Origin of the sequence: Micromonospora sp. NPDC005305 (assembly GCF_040607315.1) — a bacterium.
In the GTDB taxonomy this organism is placed as follows: Bacteria; Actinomycetota; Actinomycetes; order Mycobacteriales; family Micromonosporaceae; genus Micromonospora.
On the sequence record NZ_JBEXGL010000028.1, the window covers coordinates 50,199 to 68,405 of the forward strand.

Annotated in this window: 16 protein-coding genes; 7 read left to right on the top strand and 9 right to left on the bottom strand. The window is 73.0% G+C overall.

Features of this window, described 5'->3' with window-relative positions:
- The first annotated feature begins 76 nt into the window (after window positions 1-76).
- The 6 genes from tkt to pgl all read left to right on the top strand — a co-directional run bounded on the left by tkt (window position 77) and on the right by pgl (window position 8,660).
- Window positions 77-2,215, top strand: coding sequence for a transketolase (gene tkt / locus ABZS80_RS29865; RefSeq protein ID WP_355061044.1), 2,139 nt, complete (start codon window positions 77-79; stop codon window positions 2,213-2,215).
- A 16-nt stretch (window positions 2,216-2,231) separates the two neighbouring features.
- Window positions 2,232-3,410 carry a transaldolase gene (gene tal, locus ABZS80_RS29870; protein ID WP_355061046.1) on the top strand — a complete coding sequence of 393 codons (1,179 nt, stop codon included), beginning with the start codon at window positions 2,232-2,234 and terminating at the stop codon, window positions 3,408-3,410.
- A 75-nt stretch (window positions 3,411-3,485) separates the two neighbouring features.
- A complete protein-coding gene (locus tag ABZS80_RS29875) occupies window positions 3,486-5,126 on the top strand; it encodes a glucose-6-phosphate isomerase (protein ID WP_355061048.1) in 1,641 nt (546 codons plus the stop codon).
- 121 nt (window positions 5,127-5,247) lie between these two features.
- A complete protein-coding gene (gene zwf, locus ABZS80_RS29880; RefSeq protein ID WP_355061076.1) occupies window positions 5,248-6,798 on the top strand; it encodes a glucose-6-phosphate dehydrogenase in 1,551 nt (516 codons plus the stop codon).
- Window positions 6,795-7,811, top strand: coding sequence for a glucose-6-phosphate dehydrogenase assembly protein OpcA (locus ABZS80_RS29885; RefSeq protein ID WP_355061050.1), 1,017 nt, complete (start codon window positions 6,795-6,797; stop codon window positions 7,809-7,811). The genes zwf and ABZS80_RS29885 overlap by 4 nt, the downstream gene beginning before the upstream one ends.
- Window positions 7,812-7,889: 78 nt before the next feature.
- Window positions 7,890-8,660: a 6-phosphogluconolactonase gene (gene pgl, locus ABZS80_RS29890; RefSeq protein WP_355061052.1), complete on the top strand. Its 771-nt coding sequence runs from the start codon at window positions 7,890-7,892 to the stop codon at window positions 8,658-8,660.
- 62 nt (window positions 8,661-8,722) lie between these two features.
- Here pgl and ABZS80_RS29895 read toward each other — a convergent pair whose 3' ends face one another.
- The 8 genes from ABZS80_RS29895 to rapZ form a co-directional block, all read right to left on the bottom strand.
- Window positions 8,723-9,067 carry an RNA polymerase-binding protein RbpA gene (locus ABZS80_RS29895; protein WP_355061054.1) on the bottom strand — a complete coding sequence of 115 codons (345 nt, stop codon included), beginning with the start codon at window positions 9,065-9,067 and terminating at the stop codon, window positions 8,723-8,725.
- Window positions 9,068-9,195: 128 nt separating this feature from the next.
- Complete coding sequence (secG, locus tag ABZS80_RS29900) at window positions 9,196-9,456, bottom strand: preprotein translocase subunit SecG (RefSeq protein ID WP_313719348.1); 261 nt, start codon at window positions 9,454-9,456, stop codon at window positions 9,196-9,198.
- Window positions 9,457-9,551: 95 nt separating this feature from the next.
- Entirely contained in the window at window positions 9,552-10,343 is a 792-nt protein-coding gene (gene tpiA, locus ABZS80_RS29905; RefSeq protein ID WP_355061057.1) for a triose-phosphate isomerase, read from the bottom strand.
- Window positions 10,344-11,543, bottom strand: coding sequence for a phosphoglycerate kinase (locus ABZS80_RS29910; protein ID WP_355061059.1), 1,200 nt, complete (start codon window positions 11,541-11,543; stop codon window positions 10,344-10,346).
- Window positions 11,540-12,544 carry a type I glyceraldehyde-3-phosphate dehydrogenase gene (gene gap / locus ABZS80_RS29915; protein ID WP_107075683.1) on the bottom strand — a complete coding sequence of 335 codons (1,005 nt, stop codon included), beginning with the start codon at window positions 12,542-12,544 and terminating at the stop codon, window positions 11,540-11,542. Before gap ends, ABZS80_RS29910 begins: the two co-directional genes overlap by 4 nt.
- 261 nt (window positions 12,545-12,805) lie before the next feature.
- A complete protein-coding gene (gene whiA, locus ABZS80_RS29920) occupies window positions 12,806-13,786 on the bottom strand; it encodes a DNA-binding protein WhiA (RefSeq protein WP_018788213.1) in 981 nt (326 codons plus the stop codon).
- A 56-nt stretch (window positions 13,787-13,842) separates the two neighbouring features.
- The gene (gene yvcK / locus ABZS80_RS29925; protein ID WP_355061062.1) at window positions 13,843-14,820 is read right to left on the bottom strand and encodes a uridine diphosphate-N-acetylglucosamine-binding protein YvcK; all 978 of its coding nucleotides are present in this window, start codon (window positions 14,818-14,820) and stop codon (window positions 13,843-13,845) included.
- Window positions 14,817-15,725, bottom strand: a complete 909-nt coding sequence (gene rapZ, locus ABZS80_RS29930) for an RNase adapter RapZ (RefSeq protein WP_355061078.1) — start codon at window positions 15,723-15,725, stop codon at window positions 14,817-14,819. The genes yvcK and rapZ overlap by 4 nt, the downstream gene beginning before the upstream one ends.
- A gap of 290 nt (window positions 15,726-16,015) precedes the next feature.
- On the opposite strand from rapZ, the gene recQ reads away from it, so the two are divergent.
- Complete coding sequence (gene recQ, locus ABZS80_RS29935; protein WP_355061064.1) at window positions 16,016-17,857, top strand: DNA helicase RecQ; 1,842 nt, start codon at window positions 16,016-16,018, stop codon at window positions 17,855-17,857.
- A gap of 79 nt (window positions 17,858-17,936) precedes the next feature.
- On the opposite strand, the gene ABZS80_RS29940 is transcribed toward recQ, so the two are convergent.
- The coding region (locus ABZS80_RS29940; protein WP_355061066.1) for a C39 family peptidase at window positions 17,937-18,207 on the bottom strand (271 nt) is incomplete at its 5' end.

Consider the following 18,207-nt stretch of genomic DNA (forward strand, 5'->3'; position numbering starts at 1 on the left):
CCCGGGCGGACGTTTAGGGCCGCTCGATAGGGTCATCAGTGAGGGTTCCGCCCATCTGCCGAGGAGCACAACCATCGTGGCTGCCAACCGACCCGAGCTTCCCGCTCTCAACTGGTCCGACCTCGACCGCAGGGCCGTCGACACGGTCCGCGTGCTGGCCATGGACGCCGTGGAGAAATCCGGCAACGGCCACCCGGGCACGGCCATGAGCCTCGCCCCCGCGGCGTACCTGCTCTTCAACCGGGTCATGCGGCACAACCCGGCCGACCCGAACTGGCCCGGCCGGGACCGGTTCGTGCTGTCCGCCGGGCACTCCAGCCTGACCCTCTACATCCAGCTCTTCCTCTCCGGCTACCCGCTGGCCCTGGACGACCTGAAGGCGCTGCGGCAGTGGGGGTCGCTCACCCCGGGCCACCCGGAGCACGGCCACACCCCGGGCGTCGAGACCACCACCGGCCCGCTCGGCCAGGGCCTCGGCAACGCGGTCGGCATGGCCATGGCGGCCCGCCGCGAGCGCGGCCTGTTCGACCCCGACCCGGATCGGGCCGACTCCCCGTTCCGCCACGACATCTGGTGCATCGCCTCGGACGGTGACATCGAGGAGGGCATCAGCCACGAGGCGAGCGCCCTCGCCGGCCACCAGCAGCTCGGCAACCTCTGCGTGATCTACGACGACAACGAGATCTCGATCGAGGACGACACCCGGATCGCCAAGAGCGAGGACGTGGCCGCCCGCTACGAGGCGTACGGCTGGCACGTCCAGACGGTCGACTGGCGCCGCGGCGACGCCGACCAGGGCGACTACCACGAGGACGTCGAGGCGCTCCACGAGGCGCTGCTGGCCGCGAAGGCGGAGACCGGCCGGCCGTCCTTCATCGCGCTGCGCACCATCATCGGCTGGCCCGCGCCCAACAAGCAGAACACCGGCAAGATCCACGGCTCGGCGCTGGGCGCCGACGAGGTGAAGGCCACCAAGCGGATCCTCGGCTTCGACCCGGAGCGCACCTTCGAGATCGACGAGGAGGTGCTCAAGCACGCCCGCCAGGTGCTGGACCGGGGCGCCGAGGCGCAGGCGGCGTGGACCACCGCGTTCGACGCCTGGTCGCAGGCCAACCCGGAGCGCAAGGCGCTCTGGGAGCGGATGTCCACCCGTACGCTCCCGCAGGGCTGGGCCGACGCGCTGCCGACCTTCCCGGCCGATGCCAAGGGCGTGGCCACCCGGGCCGCCTCCGGCAAGGTCCTGGAGGCCCTCGCCCCGGTGCTGCCCGAGCTGTGGGGCGGCTCCGCCGACCTGGCGGAGAGCAACAACACCACCATGAAGGGCGAGCCGTCCTTCGTCCCGGCCGAGCACGCCACCAAGGACTTCCCCGGCGACGAGTACGGCCGCACCCTGCACTTCGGCATCCGCGAGCACGCCATGGGCGCGATCCTCAACGGCATCGCCCTACACGGCGGCACCCGCCCGTACGGCGGCACGTTCCTGGTGTTCAGCGACTACATGCGCCCCTCGGTGCGGCTCGCCGCGCTCATGAAGCTGCCGGTGACCTACGTCTGGACGCACGACTCGATCGGCCTCGGTGAGGACGGCCCGACCCACCAGCCGGTGGAGCACCTGACCGCGCTGCGGGCCATCCCGGGCCTCGACGTGGTCCGCCCGGCCGACGCCAACGAGACCGCCTGGGCGTGGCGGCAGGCCCTGGAGCACACCGACCGGCCCACCGCGCTGGCGCTCAGCCGGCAGGCGCTGCCGACCGTCGACCGCACCGAGCTGGCCGGCGCCGAGGGCACCGCGAAGGGCGGCTACGTGCTGGCCGAGGCGTCCAACGGGCAGCCGCAGGTGATCATCGTGGGCACCGGCTCCGAGGTGCAGCTCTGCCTCACCGCCCGGGAGCGGCTGGAGGCCGACGGCACCCCCACCCGGGTCGTCTCGATGCCCTGCCAGGAGTGGTTCTTCGCGCAGGACGAGGCCTACCGGGAGTCGGTGCTCCCGCGCGGGGTAAAGGCACGGGTGAGCGTGGAGGCGGGCATCGCGATGTCCTGGCGGGCGATCGTCGGGGACAGCGGCGAGTGCGTGAGCCTGGAGCACTACGGGGCGAGCGCGCCGCACACCGTGCTCTTCGAGCAGTTCGGGTTCACCCCCGACCGGATCGTGGCCGCCGCGCACGCGGCGCTGACCCGGGTGGGCGACATCACCGGTTTCACGACCGGCAACTGAGGGGAGCGTGGGCAGCATGACGGACAGGCTGAGCGAGCTCCAGGCCGCCGGTGTGGCGATCTGGCTCGACGATCTTTCCCGGGTACGACTGAGCTCCGGTGGGCTGGACAAGCTCCGCCGGGAGCAGCACGTGGCCGGGGTGACCACCAACCCGACGATCTTCGCGAAGGCACTCAGCGACGCCGACGAGTACAACTGGCAGCTGCGCGACCTCGCCATCCGCGGCATCGAGGTCGAGGAGGCGGTCCGCATGCTCACCACGTACGACGTGCGGTGGGCCTGCGACGTGATGCGCCCCTCCTATGACAAGAGCGCCGGGGTGGACGGCCGGGTGTCGATCGAGGTCGACCCGCGGCTGGCCCACGAGTCCGACCGGACCGTCGCCGAGGCCAAGGCGCTCTGGTGGCTGGTCGACCGGCCGAACCTCTTCATCAAGATCCCGGCCACCGAGGCGGGCCTGCCGGCGATCACCGCGACCCTGGCCGAGGGGATCAGCGTGAACGTCACGCTGATCTTCGGCCTGGACCGGTACTCGCAGGTCATGGAGGCGTTCCTGGCCGGTCTGGAGCAGGCGAAGGCGAACGGCCACGACCTGTCGAAGATCGGGTCGGTCGCCTCGTTCTTCGTCTCCCGGGTCGACACCGAGGTGGACAAGCGGCTGGAGAAGATCGGTTCCGACGAGGCCAAGGCGCTGCGCGGCAAGGCCGCCATCGCCAACGCCCAGCTGGCGTACGAGCGCTACGCCGAGGTCTTCGGCTCCGACCGGTGGAAGAAGCTCGCCGACGCGGGCGCCCACCCGCAGCGCCCGCTGTGGGCCTCCACCTCGACCAAGAACCCCGACTACCGGGACGTCATCTACGTCGAGGAGCTGATCGCCCCCGGCACGGTCAACACCATGCCGGAGGCGGTCATCCACGCCTACGCCGACCACGGGGAGACCCGCGCCGACACCATCACCGGCTCGTACGACGCGGCCCGCAAGGTCTTCACCGACCTCGAGGCGGTCGGCGTGGACATGGCCGACGTGATCGCCACCCTGGAGCGGGAGGGCGTGGAGAAGTTCGAGACGAGCTGGCTGGAGCTGCTCGACGGGGTCAAGAAGTCCCTCGCCGAGGCGGCCAAGGGCATCGGCCAGCCGAACCGGGCCGCCAAGGGCAACGCGAAGGCGGCCCAGAAGGCCGGGGGCAACGCGTGACGGACGGCGCCGGTCGCGTCCCGGGACCGGTAACGCGCCCCGGGACGCGCGACGCCACGAGGACGGGGTGGTGAGGTGAGCGACCTGCTGGCCGGCCGGGCGGACATCGCCGCCGGGCTGGCCGTGCACGGCGCGGACGCGGTCGACGGGTCCGCGCCCGCGTCCGTGCGGGCCGCGCTGGTCGCCGCGGACCTCCCCGCCCGGCTCGCCGCCAAGGACCCGACCCTCTGGGGGCCGGCCGCCGAGGCGACGGCCCGGACGCGGCTGGGCTGGCTGGACACCCACGCCCGCGCCCGGGAGCTGCTCCCCCAGCTCGCCGAGCTGACCGAGGAGCTGGCCGACCTGGACCACGTGGTGCTGGCCGGGACGGGCGGCTCCTCGCTCGCCCCGGAGGTGATCGCCCGGACCCTCGGCCGGCCGCTGACCGTGCTCGACGGCACCGATCCCGGCGAGGTCCGCGCGGCCCTGGCCGACCGGCTGGACCGCACCGTGGTGGTGGTCGCCGGCGAGTCCGGCGCCACGGTGGAGACCGACAGCATCCGGCGGGCGTACTGGCAGGCGTTCCTCGACGCCGGCCTGACCGAGGCCGAGACCGCCCGGCACTTCGTGGTCGTCACCGACCCCGGTTCCCCGCTGGAAGGGCTCGCCGACGAGCTGGGCGTGGTGGTCATCCAGTCCGACCCGGAGGTGGGCGCCCGGCACTCCGCGCTCACCGCGTTCGGGCTGGTCCCCGCGGCGCTGGCCGGGGCGCCGGTCGCCGACCTGCTGGACGACGCCGAGGCCCTCGCCGGCGCGCTCGACCGACACCGGGACAACCCGGGCCTGGCCCTCGGGGCGGCGCTCGCCGCGGCGGCCACCACCGGCCGGGACACCGTCGCGCTGGTGTCCGACGGCACGGGGCTCGACGGGCTGGGCGACTGGGCCGAGCAACTGCTCGCCGGGTCCACCGGCAAGGCCGGCCGGGGCATCCTCCCGGTCGTGGTGGAGGCCCCGGACGCCCCCGGCGCCACCGGCCCGGACGTGCTGACCGTGGGCTACGGCGGCGCCCTCGGCCCGGGCGCCGCGCCCGGCCCGGCCGACGTGGCGGTCAACGGTCCACTGGGCGCCCAGTTCCTCACCTGGGAGTACGCCACCGCGCTCGCCGCCGCCGTGCTCGACGTCGACCCGTTCGGCCAGCCGGACGTCGCCGAGAGCAAGGAGCACACCGCGCGGCTGCTCGCCGACGGTCCGCCGGCGGAGTCGCCGTCGGCCACCGAGGGCGCCATCGAGGTGTACGCCCCGGCCGGCGCCCCCGCCGACCTGGCCGGCGCGCTGCGCTGGCTGCTCGCCGGGCTGGGCGACGACGGCTACCTGGCGGTGACCGCCTACCTCGACCGGTGGGGCGACGCGGCGGTGACGGGCCTGCGCCCGCTGCTGGCGCGGGCCACGGCGCGCCCCGTCACCTTCGGGTGGGGGCCGCGGTGTCTCCACTCGACGGGGCAGTACCACAAGGGCGGCCCACGGGCCGGCAGCCACCTCCAGCTGACCGGCGCGGTCACCGGCGACCTGCCGGTGCCCGGCCGCCCGTACACCTTCGGAGACCTTCAGGCGGCCCAGGCCGCCGGCGACCGGCGGGCCCTCGCCGGTCGCGGGCGGCCGGTGCTGCGCCTGCACCTGACCGAGCGGGCGGCGGGCGTCGCCCAGCTACTGGATGCGGCCGGACGGACACTGACGTGACGATGAACGACGTGACATCGGCGGAGCGAGGAGGCACCGTGAGCGCGAGGAGTGAGCCGTCCTTGCGAGCCCCGCAGTCGCGAACCGAGGAGGCGCAGTGAGCGCGAGGAGTGAGCCGGTCCTGCGAGCCCCGCAGTCGCGAACCGAGGACAGCGCAGGGAACCCGCTGCGCGATCCTCAGGACCGCCGGCTGCCGCGGATCCCGGAGCCGTGCGCTCTGGTGATCTTCGGGGTGACCGGCGACCTGGCCCGCAAGAAGCTCCTGCCGGCGGTCTACGACCTGGCGAACCGGGGGCTGCTGCCGCCCGGCTTCGTGGTCCTGGGCTTCGCGCGGCGCGACTGGGGCGACGGCGACTTCGAGGGGCTGGCCCACGAGGCGGCCAAGAAGCACGCCCGCACCCCGTGGCGGGAGGAGGTCTGGGCCCGGCTCGCCGGCAACATCAAGTTCGTCGGCGGCTCGTTCGACGACGACGCCGCCTTCGACCAGCTCGCCGCCACCCTCGACGAGCTGCGCGACACCCACGGCATCCCCGGCAACGCCGCCTTCTACTTCTCCATCCCCCCGGCGGCGTTCCCCGTGGTGCTCAAGCAGCTCGCCCGCACCGGCATGGCCGACAACGCCAAGTCCGGCGGCTGGCGCCGGGTGGTCGTGGAGAAGCCGTTCGGCAACGACCTGCCCTCGGCGAAGGCGCTCAACGACCTGGTCGACGACGTCTTCACCAGCCAGGACGTCTTCCGGATCGACCACTACCTGGGCAAGGAGACGGTCCAGAACATCCTGGCGCTGCGCTTCGCCAACAACCTGTTCGAGCCGCTGTGGAACTCCAAGTACGTCGACTCGGTGCAGATCACCATGGCCGAGGACGTCGGCATCGGCACCCGGGCCGCGTTCTACGACTCGGTCGGCACCGCCCGCGACGTGCTCCAGAACCACCTGCTCCAGCTGCTCGCGCTGGTGGCCATGGAGGAACCGACCAGCTTCGACGCCGACGAGATCCGCACCGAGAAGCTCAAGGTGCTCAAGGCCATCACGGTGCCGAAGGACGTCTCCCGGGACACCGTCCGCGGCCAGTACCTGCCCGGCTGGGTGGGCGGCGAACGCGCCGTCGGCTACCTCGACGAGGAGGGCGTCCCGCCGGACTCCACCACCGAGACGTACGTGGCCGTGAAGCTGGGCATCCAGAACCGGCGCTGGGCCGGGGTGCCGTTCTACATCCGGGCCGGCAAGCGGCTGCCCCGGCGGGTCACCGAGGTGGCCATCGTGTTCAAGACGGCGCCGCACCTGCCGTTCAACCAGGCCGACATGGAGTCGCTCGGCCCCAACCAGCTCGTCATCCGGGTCCAGCCCGACGAGGGCGTGGTGCTGAAGTTCGGCTCGAAGGTGCCGGGCACGACCATGGAGGTCCGCGACATCGCGATGGACTTCCAGTACGGCGAGGCGTTCACCGAGTCCAGCCCCGAGGCGTACGAGCGGCTGGTGCTGGACGTGCTCATCGGTGACCGGACGCTGTTCCCGGACGCCGCCGAGGTGGAGCAGAGCTGGCAGGTGGTGGACCCGTTGGAGCACGCCTGGGAGGGCACCAGGCCGGAGCCCTACCGGGCCGGCGAGTGGGGCCCCCGGGCCGCCGACGAGATGCTGGCCCGCGAGGGCCGGTCGTGGAGGAGAGCATGATCGGGCTGTGGGACACCACCGGGAACGAGGTGGTCAAGGCCCTCGCCGCCGAGCGGCGCAGCGCGGGCGGGGTGGCCAGCGGCATGGCGCTCACGCTGATCGTCGTGGTCGACGAGAAGCGCGTCCGGGAGGCCGAGGCGGCCGCGACCATCGCGGCCGCCGCCCACCCGTGCCGGCTGCTCGTGGTGGTCCGCTCCGACGTCGAGCGGGACCGCAACCGGCTGGACGCGGAGATCGTCGTCGGCGGCCGGCTCGGCCCGTGCGAGGCGGTGGTGACCCGGATGTACGGCCGGCTCGCGCTGCACGCCGAGTCGGTGGTGATGCCGCTGCTGGTGCCGGACGTGCCGGTGGTGACGTGGTGGCACGGCGAGCCGCCGGAGGAGATCGCCACCGACTTCCTCGGTGTGGTGGCCGACCGGCGGATCACCGACGCGGCGCAGGCCGCCGACCCGATCGCCGCGCTGAGGCAGCGGGCCGCGGACTACGCCCCGGGCGACACCGACCTGGCCTGGACGCGGATCACCCCGTGGCGCACCCTCGTGGCCGGGGCGTTCGACACCACGCAGGCCCGGGTCACCGAGGCGACCGTGGTGGCGCCGCCCACCGACCCGACGGCCGCGCTCATGCGCGGCTGGCTGACCGCCCGGCTCGGCATCGACCCGGTGTGGGAGCACACCGACAAGTTCCCCCGGATGCGCGAGGTGCAGCTGCGCTGCGCCAACGGCGACGAGCTGGTGCTGAGCCGCGACGAGAACGTGGCCATCTTCCGGCGTACCGGCCAGGAGGACCGGACGCTGCCGCTGGTCCGCCGCCCGCTCGGCGACGAGCTGGCCGAGGAGCTGCGCCGGCTCGACGCCGACCAGGTCTACGCCGAGGCGCTCGGTGCGACCGCCGGGCTCACCGCACTCGACCAGCGGCCCGCCCAGCGGGTGCACGTGTGGAAGGATCCGGCGACCGCCCAGCGGGCCGAGGCCGGGGTCACCGCGCACGCCGGCGCGACCGCCAGCGCGTGAGCACACCGCACGGGCCGCTCGGCGGTCGGACAGCACAGGTGACCGCCGTGGGGCGGTCGGAGGACGAAGGCACGATGGATGAGTGAGGCGAGTGTCGCCGTACACGCCGACCCGGACCTGCTGGCGCAGGCGGTGGCGGCCCGGCTGGTGGTGAAGCTGCTCGACGCGCAGGCCGAGCGCGGCCAGGCGTCGGTGGTGCTGACCGGCGGGCGGATCGCCGCGGCGGTCTACCGGGCGGTGGCGCAGCTGCCGGCCCGGGACGCCGTCGACTGGTCCCGGGTCGACGTCTGGTGGGGCGACGAGCGGTTCCTGCCGGCCGGCGACCCCGAGCGCAACGAGACGCAAGCCCGTGCCGCGCTGCTGGACGTCGTCCCGCTGGACCCGGCCCGCATCCACCCGATGCCGGCCTCCGACGGCCCGGCCGGCAACGACCCGGAGGCGGCCGCCGCCGGGTACGCGCAGGAGCTGGCCCGGGCCGCCCGGCCGGGGACCGCGACCCTCCCCCACTTCGACGTGCTGATGCTCGGCGTGGGCGAGGACGGGCACGTGGCCTCGGTCTTCCCGGAGCACCCGGTGCACCACGACAACCGCCCGGTCAGCGCCGTACGCGGCAGCCCCAAGCCGCCGCCGGTGCGCACCACGCTGACCCTCCCGACGATCAACACGGCCGAGGAGGTCTGGCTGGTGGCCGCCGGGGCGGACAAGGCCCGGGCGGTCGGGATGGCCCTGGCCGGGGCCGGGCCGGTGCAGCTGCCGGCGGCCGGGGCGCGCGGGGTGTCCCGGACCCTGTGGCTGCTGGACCGCTCCGCGGCGGCGAACGTGCCGCCCCGGCTGCGCAGCCTGCGCTGAACGGTAAGGAAGGGCCCCTTCTTAACGCCTGGCGTAGAGCAGGGGCCCCTTCCTAACCACGGTCAGGGGTTGTTGCGGCGCTGGCGGAGTGATTCCAGCGCCTCGGCGAGCAACGCCTCGCCCTGCTCCGGGGTGCGCCGCTCCTGCACGTACGCCAGGTGGGTCTTGTAGGGCTCGGGCCGGGCCGGGCCCGGCGGGTTGCCCCGGTCGGGGCCGGCCGGCTCGCCGCAGCGCGGGCAGTCCCAGGTCTCCGGGGCCTCCGCCTCGGCGGCGATGAGGAACTCGACGCGGTGGTCGTTCGCGCACCAGTAGGTGACCGGCCGGCGGGGCGCCGGCTCGATGCGCTGCTCGAACCGCTCGGGGGCGGACCCGATCCGGGTGCCGCGGATGACGTTGCCACTGGACACGGCTGCTCGCTCCTGTCGTCGGAGGGGACCGCCGCTTACGGGGGTGGGCGGCGGGCGACGCGCGGAGAAACAATCTGCGCGCGGTCCGTCACGGACCGCGCGCAGATTGTACGACTCGGAGCGCTCGCTCAGGCGCCGCTGCCCGTCTGGAGCCGGAGCCAGAGCCCGATCCCGACGATGCACGCGAACCAGATGATCCCGACCAGAACGGTGTAGCGGTCGAGGTTCTTCTCGGCCACGGAGGAACCGGCCAGGCTGGAGCTGACGCCGCCGCCGAACATGCTGGACAGCCCGCCGCCCTTACCGCGGTGCAGGAGGATCAGCAGGGTGAGCAGGATGCTCGTGATGACCAACAACGTGATCATCGTGTAGGCGAACCAGATCGGCATGGCGGGGGTCAATCCTCTCGTTGCGATCACTGCCCGGTCCTGACGGGCACAGCGGCACCGACCGGTGGGCGGGCAGCGTCAAGGATAGCGAGCGTTCAGCGGGCGATGTGCTCCGGGAACCGGCAGATCTGCGCGAATTCCTCGGCGTCCAGGCTGGCGCCCCCGACCAGGGCCCCGTCCACGTCCGGCTGGGCCATGGTCGCCGCCACGTTCGACGACTTCACCGACCCGCCGTAGAGGATCCGGACCTGGTCGGCGGTGTCCTGGCCGAAGGTCTCCACCAGGCGCTTGCGCACCTCGCCGCAGACCTCCTGGGCGTCCTCCGGGGTCGCCGTCTTGCCGGTGCCGATCGCCCAGACCGGCTCGTACGCCACGACGACCTTGGCGACCTGCTCCGGGGTGAGCCCCTTCAGCGCGCCGTCGAGCTGGTCGCAGCAGTGCGGCACGTGCCGGAGCTGCTCGCGGATCTCCAGCCCCTCGCCGATGCAGAGGATCGGGGTCAGCCCGTTCGCGAGCGCAGCGGCCACCTTGACGTTGACCAGCGCGTCGTCCTCGTGGTGGTACTGCCGCCGCTCGGAGTGGCCGACCACCACGTAGGTGCAACCCAGCTTGGCGAGCATCGCCCCGGAGATGTCCCCCGTGTACGCGCCCGACTGGAACGGCGACAGGTCCTGCGCGCCGTAGCCGATCAGCAGCTTGTCGCCGTCCACCGCGGTCTGCACGGTGCGCAGGTCGGTGAAGGGCGGCAGGACCACCGTCTCGACCTCGGTGAGCTGCTTCTCGTTGAGGCTCGCGGCCAGCTTCTGCACCAGCAGGTTGGCCTCGAGGTGGTTCAGGTTCATCTTCCAGTTGCCGGCCATCAGCGGCCGGCGGGGGGTGCTCGCCATTCAGTTCTCCAGGGCCGCGATGCCGGGGAGGGTCTTGCCCTCGAGGTATTCCAGGGAGGCGCCACCGCCGGTGGAGATGTGCCCGAACGAGGACTCATCCAGGCCGAGCGCCCGCACCGCCGCGGCCGAGTCGCCGCCGCCGACCACGCTGAACGCGTCGGTCTTGGTGATCGCCTCGGCGACGCCCCGGGTGCCGTTCGCGAACGCCGCCATCTCGAACACGCCCATCGGGCCGTTCCAGAAGATCGTCTTCGCCTGGGACAGCGCGGCGGCGAAGCCGGCCACCGTCTCGGGGCCGATGTCCAGACCCAGCCGGTGGCTCGGGATGCCGTCGGCGGGCACGGTGTCGTGGGCGGCGTCGGGCGCGAACGCGTCCGCGGCCACCACGTCGACCGGGAGCATGATCTTGCCGCCGGACCGCTCCAGCAGGTTGCGGCAGGTCTCGACCATCTCCTCCTCCAGCAGCGAGGTGCCCACCTCGTGGCCCTGGGCCTTGAGGAAGGTGAAGCACATCCCGCCGCCGATGAGCAGCCGGTCGACCGTGGGCAGCAGCGCCTCGATCACGGCCAGCTTGTCGGAGACCTTGGAGCCGCCCAGCACCACCACGTACGGCCGCTCCGGGGCGCCGGTGAGCTTGCTGAGCACCTCCACCTCACGCAGCACGAGACGGCCCGCGACGTGCGGCAGCCGGGCCGGCACGTCGTAGACGCTGGCGTGCTTGCGGTGCACGGCCCCGAAGGCGTCGTCCACGTACGCGTCGCCGAAGGCGGCGAGCTGGTCGGCGAAGGCGCCCCGCTCGGCGTCGTCCTTGCTGGTCTCACCCTTGTTGAAGCGCAGGTTCTCCAGCAGGGCGACCTGGCCGTCGGCCAGGCCCTCCACGCAGGCGCGGGCCGAGTCGCCGACGGTGTCCTCGGCGAAGCGCACCGGCGCGCCGAGCAGTTCGCCGAGCCGCCCGGCGACCGGGCGGAGGCTGAACTGCGGATCCGGCGCGCCCTTCGGGCGGCCCAGGTGCGAGCAGACAACCACCTTGGCGCCGGCCTGGACCAGCGCGCTCAGGGTCGGCAGCACGGCCCGGATACGGCCGTCGTCCGTGATGTCACCGCTCTGCTTGTCGAGCGGGACGTTCAGGTCGGCGCGCACCAGCACGCGCCGACCCGACACCCCCTCGCCGAGCAGGTCGTCGAGGTTGCGGATGCTCACAGCGAGCTACCCACCAGCTTGACCAGGTCGACGAGGCGGTTGGAGTAGCCCCACTCGTTGTCGTACCAGCCGACGACCTTGACCTGGTTGCCGATCACCTTGGTCAGCGGCGCGTCGAAGATGCACGACGCCGGGTCGGTGACGATGTCCGAGGAGACGATCGGGTCCTCGTTGTAGACCAGGATGCCCTTGAGCGGGCCGTCCGCGGCGGCCTTCAGCGCGGCGTTGACCTCGTCCACCGTGGTCTCCCGGCCGACCGTGACGGTCAGGTCGGTGGTGGAGCCGGTCGGGATCGGCACACGCAGCGCGTAGCCGTCCAGCTTGCCCTTGAGGTCCGGCAGGACCAGGCCGATGGCCTTCGCGGCGCCCGTCGAGGTCGGCACGATGTTCAGGGCGGCGGCCCGGGCGCGGCGCAGGTCCTTGTGCGGCGCGTCCTGCAGGTTCTGGTCCTGCGTGTACGCGTGGATGGTCGTCATCAGACCCTGCTGGATGCCGAACGTGTCGTGCAGCACCTTGGCCATCGGGGCGAGGCAGTTGGTGGTGCAGGAGGCGTTCGAGATGATCGTGTGCTTGGCCGGGTCGTACTGGTCCTGGTTGACGCCCATGACCACGGTGACGTCCTCGTTCTTCGCCGGGGCGGAGATGATGACCTTCTTGGCCCCGCCGTCGACGTGCGCCTTCGCCTTGGTGGCGTCGGTGAAGAAACCGGTGGACTCGATGACGACGTCGGCGCCGACCTCGCCCCACGGCAGCTTGGCCGGGTCCTTCTCGGCGTACGCCTTGATGGTCTTGCCACCCACGGTGATCTCGTCGGCGGTGGCCTTCACCTCGTGCGGGAGGCGACCCAGGATGCTGTCGTACTTGACAAGGTGGGCGAGCGTCGCGTTGTCGGTCAGGTCGTTGACCGCCACGACCTCGATGTCAGCGCCGGACGCCAGCACTGCCCGGAAGAAGTTGCGGCCGATCCGGCCGAAGCCGTTGATGCCAACCCGGATGGTCACAGGCCCATCTCCTCGCGTTCTGGTCCGCCGGCGTCGAACCCCGGCCGGCGGAGATTGTTCGCCGACCGGTGGAGCCGGCCGTTGACGGTTCATCTCGGCCACCCCGCCGCGGTCCCAGGAGACCAGACCGCCCGAGGCGGTGAGCACGGCGAGGGATGCCTTGCCGGCCCCCTTGCCGTACGCAGCGACCTTATCCGAGCGCGCGCCGCCGCGCTGCGGCGGGTGGTGATCCCCTCGCAGCCCGACGCCCCACCGGTCCTATCAGACCACGAGCATGTCGGGCGTGACGGCCGCTTCGGTATCCGGGATGCCCAGGTCGCGCGCCCGCTTGTCGGCGAGCGCGAGCAGCCGGCGGATCCGGCCGGCGATCGCGTCCTTGGTCAGCGGCGGCTCGGCCAGCGCGCCCAGCTCCTCCAGGGAGGCCTGCCGGTGCTCCAGCCGCAGCCGGCCGGCCGAGGTCAGGTGGTTGGGGGCGTCGTCGGCGAGGATCTCCAGCGCGCGGGTGACCCGGGCGGCGGCGGCCACCGCGGCGCGGGCCGAGCGGCGCAGGTTGGCGTCGTCGAAATTGGCCAGTCGGTTGGCGGTCGCCCGCACCTCGCGGCGCACCCGCCGCTCCTCCCAGGCCAGCACGCTGGAGTGGGCACCGATCCGGGTGAGCAGCGCGGCGATCGCGTCGCCGTCCTTGACCACCACCCGGTCCACCCCGCGCACCTCGCGGTTCTTCGCGGTGATGCCGATCCGGCGGGCCGCGCCGACCAGGGCCAGCGCGGACTCCGGGCCGGGGCAGGTGATCTCCAGGGCGCTGGACCGGCCCGGTTCGGTGAGCGAGCCGTGCGCCATGAACGCGCCCCGCCAGGCGGAGACCGCGCAGCAGACGTTGGCGGCCACCACGTGCGGGGGCAGGCCCCGCACCGGGCGGCCCCGCACGTCCAGCAGGCCGGTCTGCCGGGCGAGCGCCTCGCCGTCCTTCACCACCCGCACGATGAAGTGACTGCCCTTGCGCAGACCGCCGGAGGCGAGCACGTGGATCTCACTCGGGTAGCCGTAGACCTCGGCGATCTCCCGGCGGAGCCGCCGGGCCACCGCGCCGGTGTCCAGCTCCGCCTCGACCACGACGCGACCCGACACGATGTGCAGCCCGCCGGCGAACCGGAGCAGCGCTGCCATCTCCGCCCGCCGGCAGCAGGGCTTGGGCACGTCGACCCGACTCAGCTCGTCCTTGACCGCCGCCGTCATCGCCATGTTGCGCGCCCCCTCAGGACCGGGTTCCGGCGTGTCGCCGGTGATTACGTACGTGTCTAACGATCGGCGCCCAGGACAGGCACCAACGCGGCGCCCAGGGCAGCCGGATCATGACGGGGCGTGCCGTCGGTGACGGCGACGGGAGCGAGGACCAGCCGGGCACCCAGCGATTCTGCCGCACGTTCGACCGCCACGGGATCAGCCACCGCCTTGGAGTCGGCCAGCACCATGTCCACCTTCAACTCGGGCAGATAGCGCCGGAGGGTGTCCAGATGGTCGGGAAGGGAGAGACCGAATGTCTCCTTCTCCGCCACCAGGTTGAGGGTGACCAGCCGACGGGCCGGGCTGGAGACGATCGCGTCGGCCAGGCCGGGCACCAGGAGATGCGGCAGCACACTGGTGTACCAGCTGCCCGGCCCGAAGATCAGCCAGTCGGCGGCGCGGACCGCGGTGACCGCCTCGGCGCACGCGGCCGGCGCGGCCGGCGTGAGCCGCAACGACTCGACCGTGCCGGAGGTGACCGCCACCTGGTGCTGGCCGCGCACCATGCGGACCTCGTCCGGGCGGTCCGGGTCGGCGCCGCGTACCCGGGCCTCGATGCCGACCGGCTGCCGGGACATCGGCAGCACCCGGCCGACCGCGCCGAGCATCGCGCCCGCGTGGTCGAGCGCCACCACCGGGTCACCGAGCAGCTCGGTCAGCCCGTGCAGCAGCAGGTTGCCGACCGCGTGGCCGGCGAGCGAATCGGCGCCGCCGGGCCCGCCCCCCGCGGCGGCGAAGCGGTGCTGGAACAGCGCCGCGCTGCGCCGCGTGGCCGGGTGGTCACCGGCCAGGGCCACGAGCGCCTGCCGCAGGTCGCCCGGCGGGAGGCCGCCGCGCTCCGCGCGCAGCCGCCCGCTGGAACCCCCGTCGTCGCCGACCGTCACCACCGCGGTGATGTCCAGATCCAGTCCGGGTACGCAGTGCCGCAGCGCCCGCAGGGACGCCGACAGCCCGTGCCCGCCGCCGAAGGCGACCACCCTGGTCGGCGTCATTCGCGCCCCAGGTCCCGGTGCTGGGGGTTGGCCGCGATGCCGGAGCCGCGCAGCCGGGCGGCCAGCTCCTCGGCGATCGCCACGCTGCGGTGCTTGCCACCGGTGCAGCCCACGGCCACGGTCAAGTAGCGCTTGCCCTCCCGCTCGAAACCGGCGGTGGTGGCGTTGACCAGGTCCGCGTACCCGGCCACGAAGGCGTCCGCGCCCTCCTGACCCAGCACGTACGCGCTGACCGCCTCCTCGCGCCCGGTGTGCTCGCGCAGCTCCGGCACCCAGTAGGGGTTCGGCAGGAACCGGGCGTCCATCACGAAGTCGGCGTCCGGCGGCAGGCCGTACTTGAAGCCGAAGGACAGCACGGTGATCCGCAGCCGGCGCGAGTCCTCACCGCCGAACAGCTCCTCGACCCGGCGGCGGAGCTGGTTCACGTTCAGGTGGCTCGTGTCGATGATCACGTCGGCCTGGTCCCGGGCCTCCTCCAACAGCGCCCGCTCGACGGCGATCCCGTCGGCCAGCCGCCCGTCACCCTGCAACGGGTGCGAGCGGCGCACGCTCTCGAAACGGCGAATCAGCACCTCGTCGTCGGCGTCGACGAAGACCACCCGGGGCTGGAAACCGCGCTCGCGCAGCTCCCGGATCGCCCCGGCCAGGTCCGTGGAGAAGGCGCGCGAGCGGACGTCCAGCACCATCGCCGTACGCCGGGCCGCGCCGCCGGCCTTGAAGGCCAGCTCGGCCATGTCCAGCATCAGGGCCTGGGGCAGGTTGTCCACCACGTAGTAGCCGACGTTCTCCAACGCGCGGGCCACCGTGCTGCGGCCACCGCCGGACAGGCCGGTCACCACCACCAGGGTGGTGTCCGCCTCCGCCGGCGCCGGCCGCCCGAGAGCTGTCTCCGCGTTGGTCGGCACCAGGTCCCCCGCCGTCCGCGCCTCGCTCACCCGCTACCCCCAGCCGTGGCGCCGCGGCCGGTCGGCCGCATGGTCAGTCAGCGACTCTAACGGCTGCGACCCCGCCCGGGATTCCACGGGGTGACGACCGGAACAGGCCCTTGTCCGTTTTGTCGAGCTCCGGCCGTCGCTCTCACCGGGTCCGGGCTGCCGCTGTCCGGCGGCCCGGCTGCCGCCTTCCGGAGGCCCGGTTGCCGCCACACGGCCGTTCGGGGCGGGGTGGTGTCGGCGGGCGCTCGTAGACTGCGCGGATGGTCTCCCCCACCGATGAGCGGACCGAGGACGCGCTGCGGGTGCTGCGCCGGGTGTTCGGCTACGACGCCTTCCGCGGCTTCCAGCACGAGGTCGTCGAGCACGTGGTGGCCGGCGACGACGCGCTGGTGCTCATGCCGACCGGGGGCGGCAAGTCTCTCTGCTACCAGATCCCCGCGCTGGTCCGCGACGGCGTGGCGGTGGTCGTCTCGCCGCTCATCGCGCTCATGCAGGACCAGGTCGACGCGCTCACCGCGGTCGGCGTCCGGGCCGGGTTCCTCAACTCGACCCAGGATCTCGCCCAGCGGCGGCGGGTCGAGGCGGCGTTCCTCGCCGGCGAGCTCGACCTGCTCTACCTCGCCCCGGAGGCGCTGGCGACGCGCGCCACCGTCGCCCTGCTGGAGCGCGGGCGCATCGCGCTCTTCGCGATCGACGAGGCGCACTGCGTCTCGCAGTGGGGGCACGACTTCCGCCCCGACTACCTCAACCTGTCGATGCTGCACGAGCGGTGGCCGGGGGTGCCGCGGATCGCGCTGACCGCCACCGCCACCCAGGCCACCCGCACGGAGATCGCCACCCGGCTCAAGCTCACCGACGCCCGGCACTTCGTGGCCAGCTTCGACCGGCCCAACATCCAGTACCGGATCGTGCCCAAGCGGGAGCCGCGCAAGCAACTGCTCGCCCTGCTGCGCGACGAGCACCCCGGTGACGCCGGCATCGTCTACTGCCTGTCCCGCGCCTCCGTCGAGAAGACCGCCGAGTTCCTGGTCGCCAACGGCATCGCGGCGCTGCCCTACCACGCCGGGCTCGACGCGGCGACCAGAGCGGCCAACCAGCAGCGCTTCCTGCGCGAGGACGGCCTCGTCATGGTCGCCACCATCGCCTTCGGCATGGGCATCGACAAGCCCGACGTCCGCTTCGTCGCCCACCTCGACCTGCCCAAGTCGGTGGAGGGCTACTACCAGGAGACCGGCCGCGCCGGGCGGGACGGGCTGCCGTCGACGGCCTGGCTCGCGTACGGGCTCCAGGACGTGGTGCAGCAGCGCAAGATGATCGAGACGTCGGAGGGCGACCTGGCCCACCGGCGCAACCTCGCCACCCACCTCGACGCCATGCTGGCGCTCTGCGAGACGGTGCGCTGCCGCCGGGCACAACTCCTCGAATACTTCGGCGAGGGCGGCACGGCCAACTGCGGCAACTGCGACACCTGCCTGGAGCCCCCGGAGTCCTGGGACGGCACGGTCGCCGCCCAGAAGCTGCTCTCCACCGTCTACCGGCTCGACCGCGAACGCAACCAGCGCTTCGGCGCCGGGCACTGCGTGGACATCCTGCTCGGCAAGCGCACCGACAAGATCGACCAACACGGCCACGACTCGCTGAGCACCTTCGGCATCGGCACCGACCTGCGCGATGCCGAGTGGCGGGGCGTGGTGCGGCAGCTGCTCGCCGAGGGCCTGCTCGCCGTCGAGGGCGACTACGGCACGCTGGCCCTCACCGAGGCGAGCGCCGAGGTGCTCGGCCGTCGGCGCACGGTCACCATGCGGCGGGAGCCGGAGCGCCCGGCGTCCGGCCGGTCCGCCAAGCCCCGGGGCGCGGCAACCGTGGTGGCCGACCTGGCTCCGGCCGCCGTCCCGGTGTTCGAGCGGCTCCGCGCCTGGCGGGCGGCCACCGCCAAGGAACAGGGCGTCCCGGCGTACGTCATCTTCCACGACGCCACGCTGCGGCAGATCGCCACCGAGGCGCCCACCTCGCTGGCCGAGCTGTCCCGCATCAGCGGCGTCGGCGACAACAAGCTGGCCAAGTACGGCGAGGGGATCCTCGCCGTACTCGCGGAGTCCTGAGCGGTCCGGAGACACGACGAAGGGCCGGCCCCTTGTGGGGGCCGGCCCTTCGTGCTCGCTCCTGTCAGCGGATAGCCGGTCAGGAGGCGCTGTAGCCGCGGGTGGCGATCCAGTCGGCGAGGTTGTCCACGCTGATGCGGTAGGAGGCCATGTTCGGGTCGGCGCTGTCGGCGATGGTCACGGTGTGGCCGTTGTTCTGGTAGCCGACGACGCTGATGTAGTGGCCGCCTTCGAAGGAGTGGGTGTTGCCGTCGGTGTCGGTGGCGGTGCCGGCGATGTTGGCGACCACGGCGCGGCCGTCGTCGACGGTGCGCACGATGTCGGCGCGCAGGGTGTCGGTCTGCTTGTCG

What these genes read in the sequence shown, in the direction of transcription:
- tal (WP_355061046.1), top strand. Translation starts at nt 2,232, where the DNA reads ATGACGGACAGGCTGAGCGAGCTCCAGGCCGCCGGTGTGGCGATCTGG.
- ABZS80_RS29885 (WP_355061050.1), top strand. Translation starts at nt 6,795, where the DNA reads ATGATCGGGCTGTGGGACACCACCGGGAACGAGGTGGTCAAGGCCCTC.
- pgl (WP_355061052.1), top strand. Translation starts at nt 7,890, where the DNA reads ATGAGTGAGGCGAGTGTCGCCGTACACGCCGACCCGGACCTGCTGGCG.
- secG (WP_313719348.1), bottom strand. Translation starts at nt 9,456, where the DNA reads ATGCCGATCTGGTTCGCCTACACGATGATCACGTTGTTGGTCATCACG.
- tpiA (WP_355061057.1), bottom strand. Translation starts at nt 10,343, where the DNA reads ATGGCGAGCACCCCCCGCCGGCCGCTGATGGCCGGCAACTGGAAGATG.
- whiA (WP_018788213.1), bottom strand. Translation starts at nt 13,786, where the DNA reads ATGGCGATGACGGCGGCGGTCAAGGACGAGCTGAGTCGGGTCGACGTG.
- yvcK (WP_355061062.1), bottom strand. Translation starts at nt 14,820, where the DNA reads ATGACGCCGACCAGGGTGGTCGCCTTCGGCGGCGGGCACGGGCTGTCG.
- recQ (WP_355061064.1), top strand. Translation starts at nt 16,016, where the DNA reads ATGGTCTCCCCCACCGATGAGCGGACCGAGGACGCGCTGCGGGTGCTG.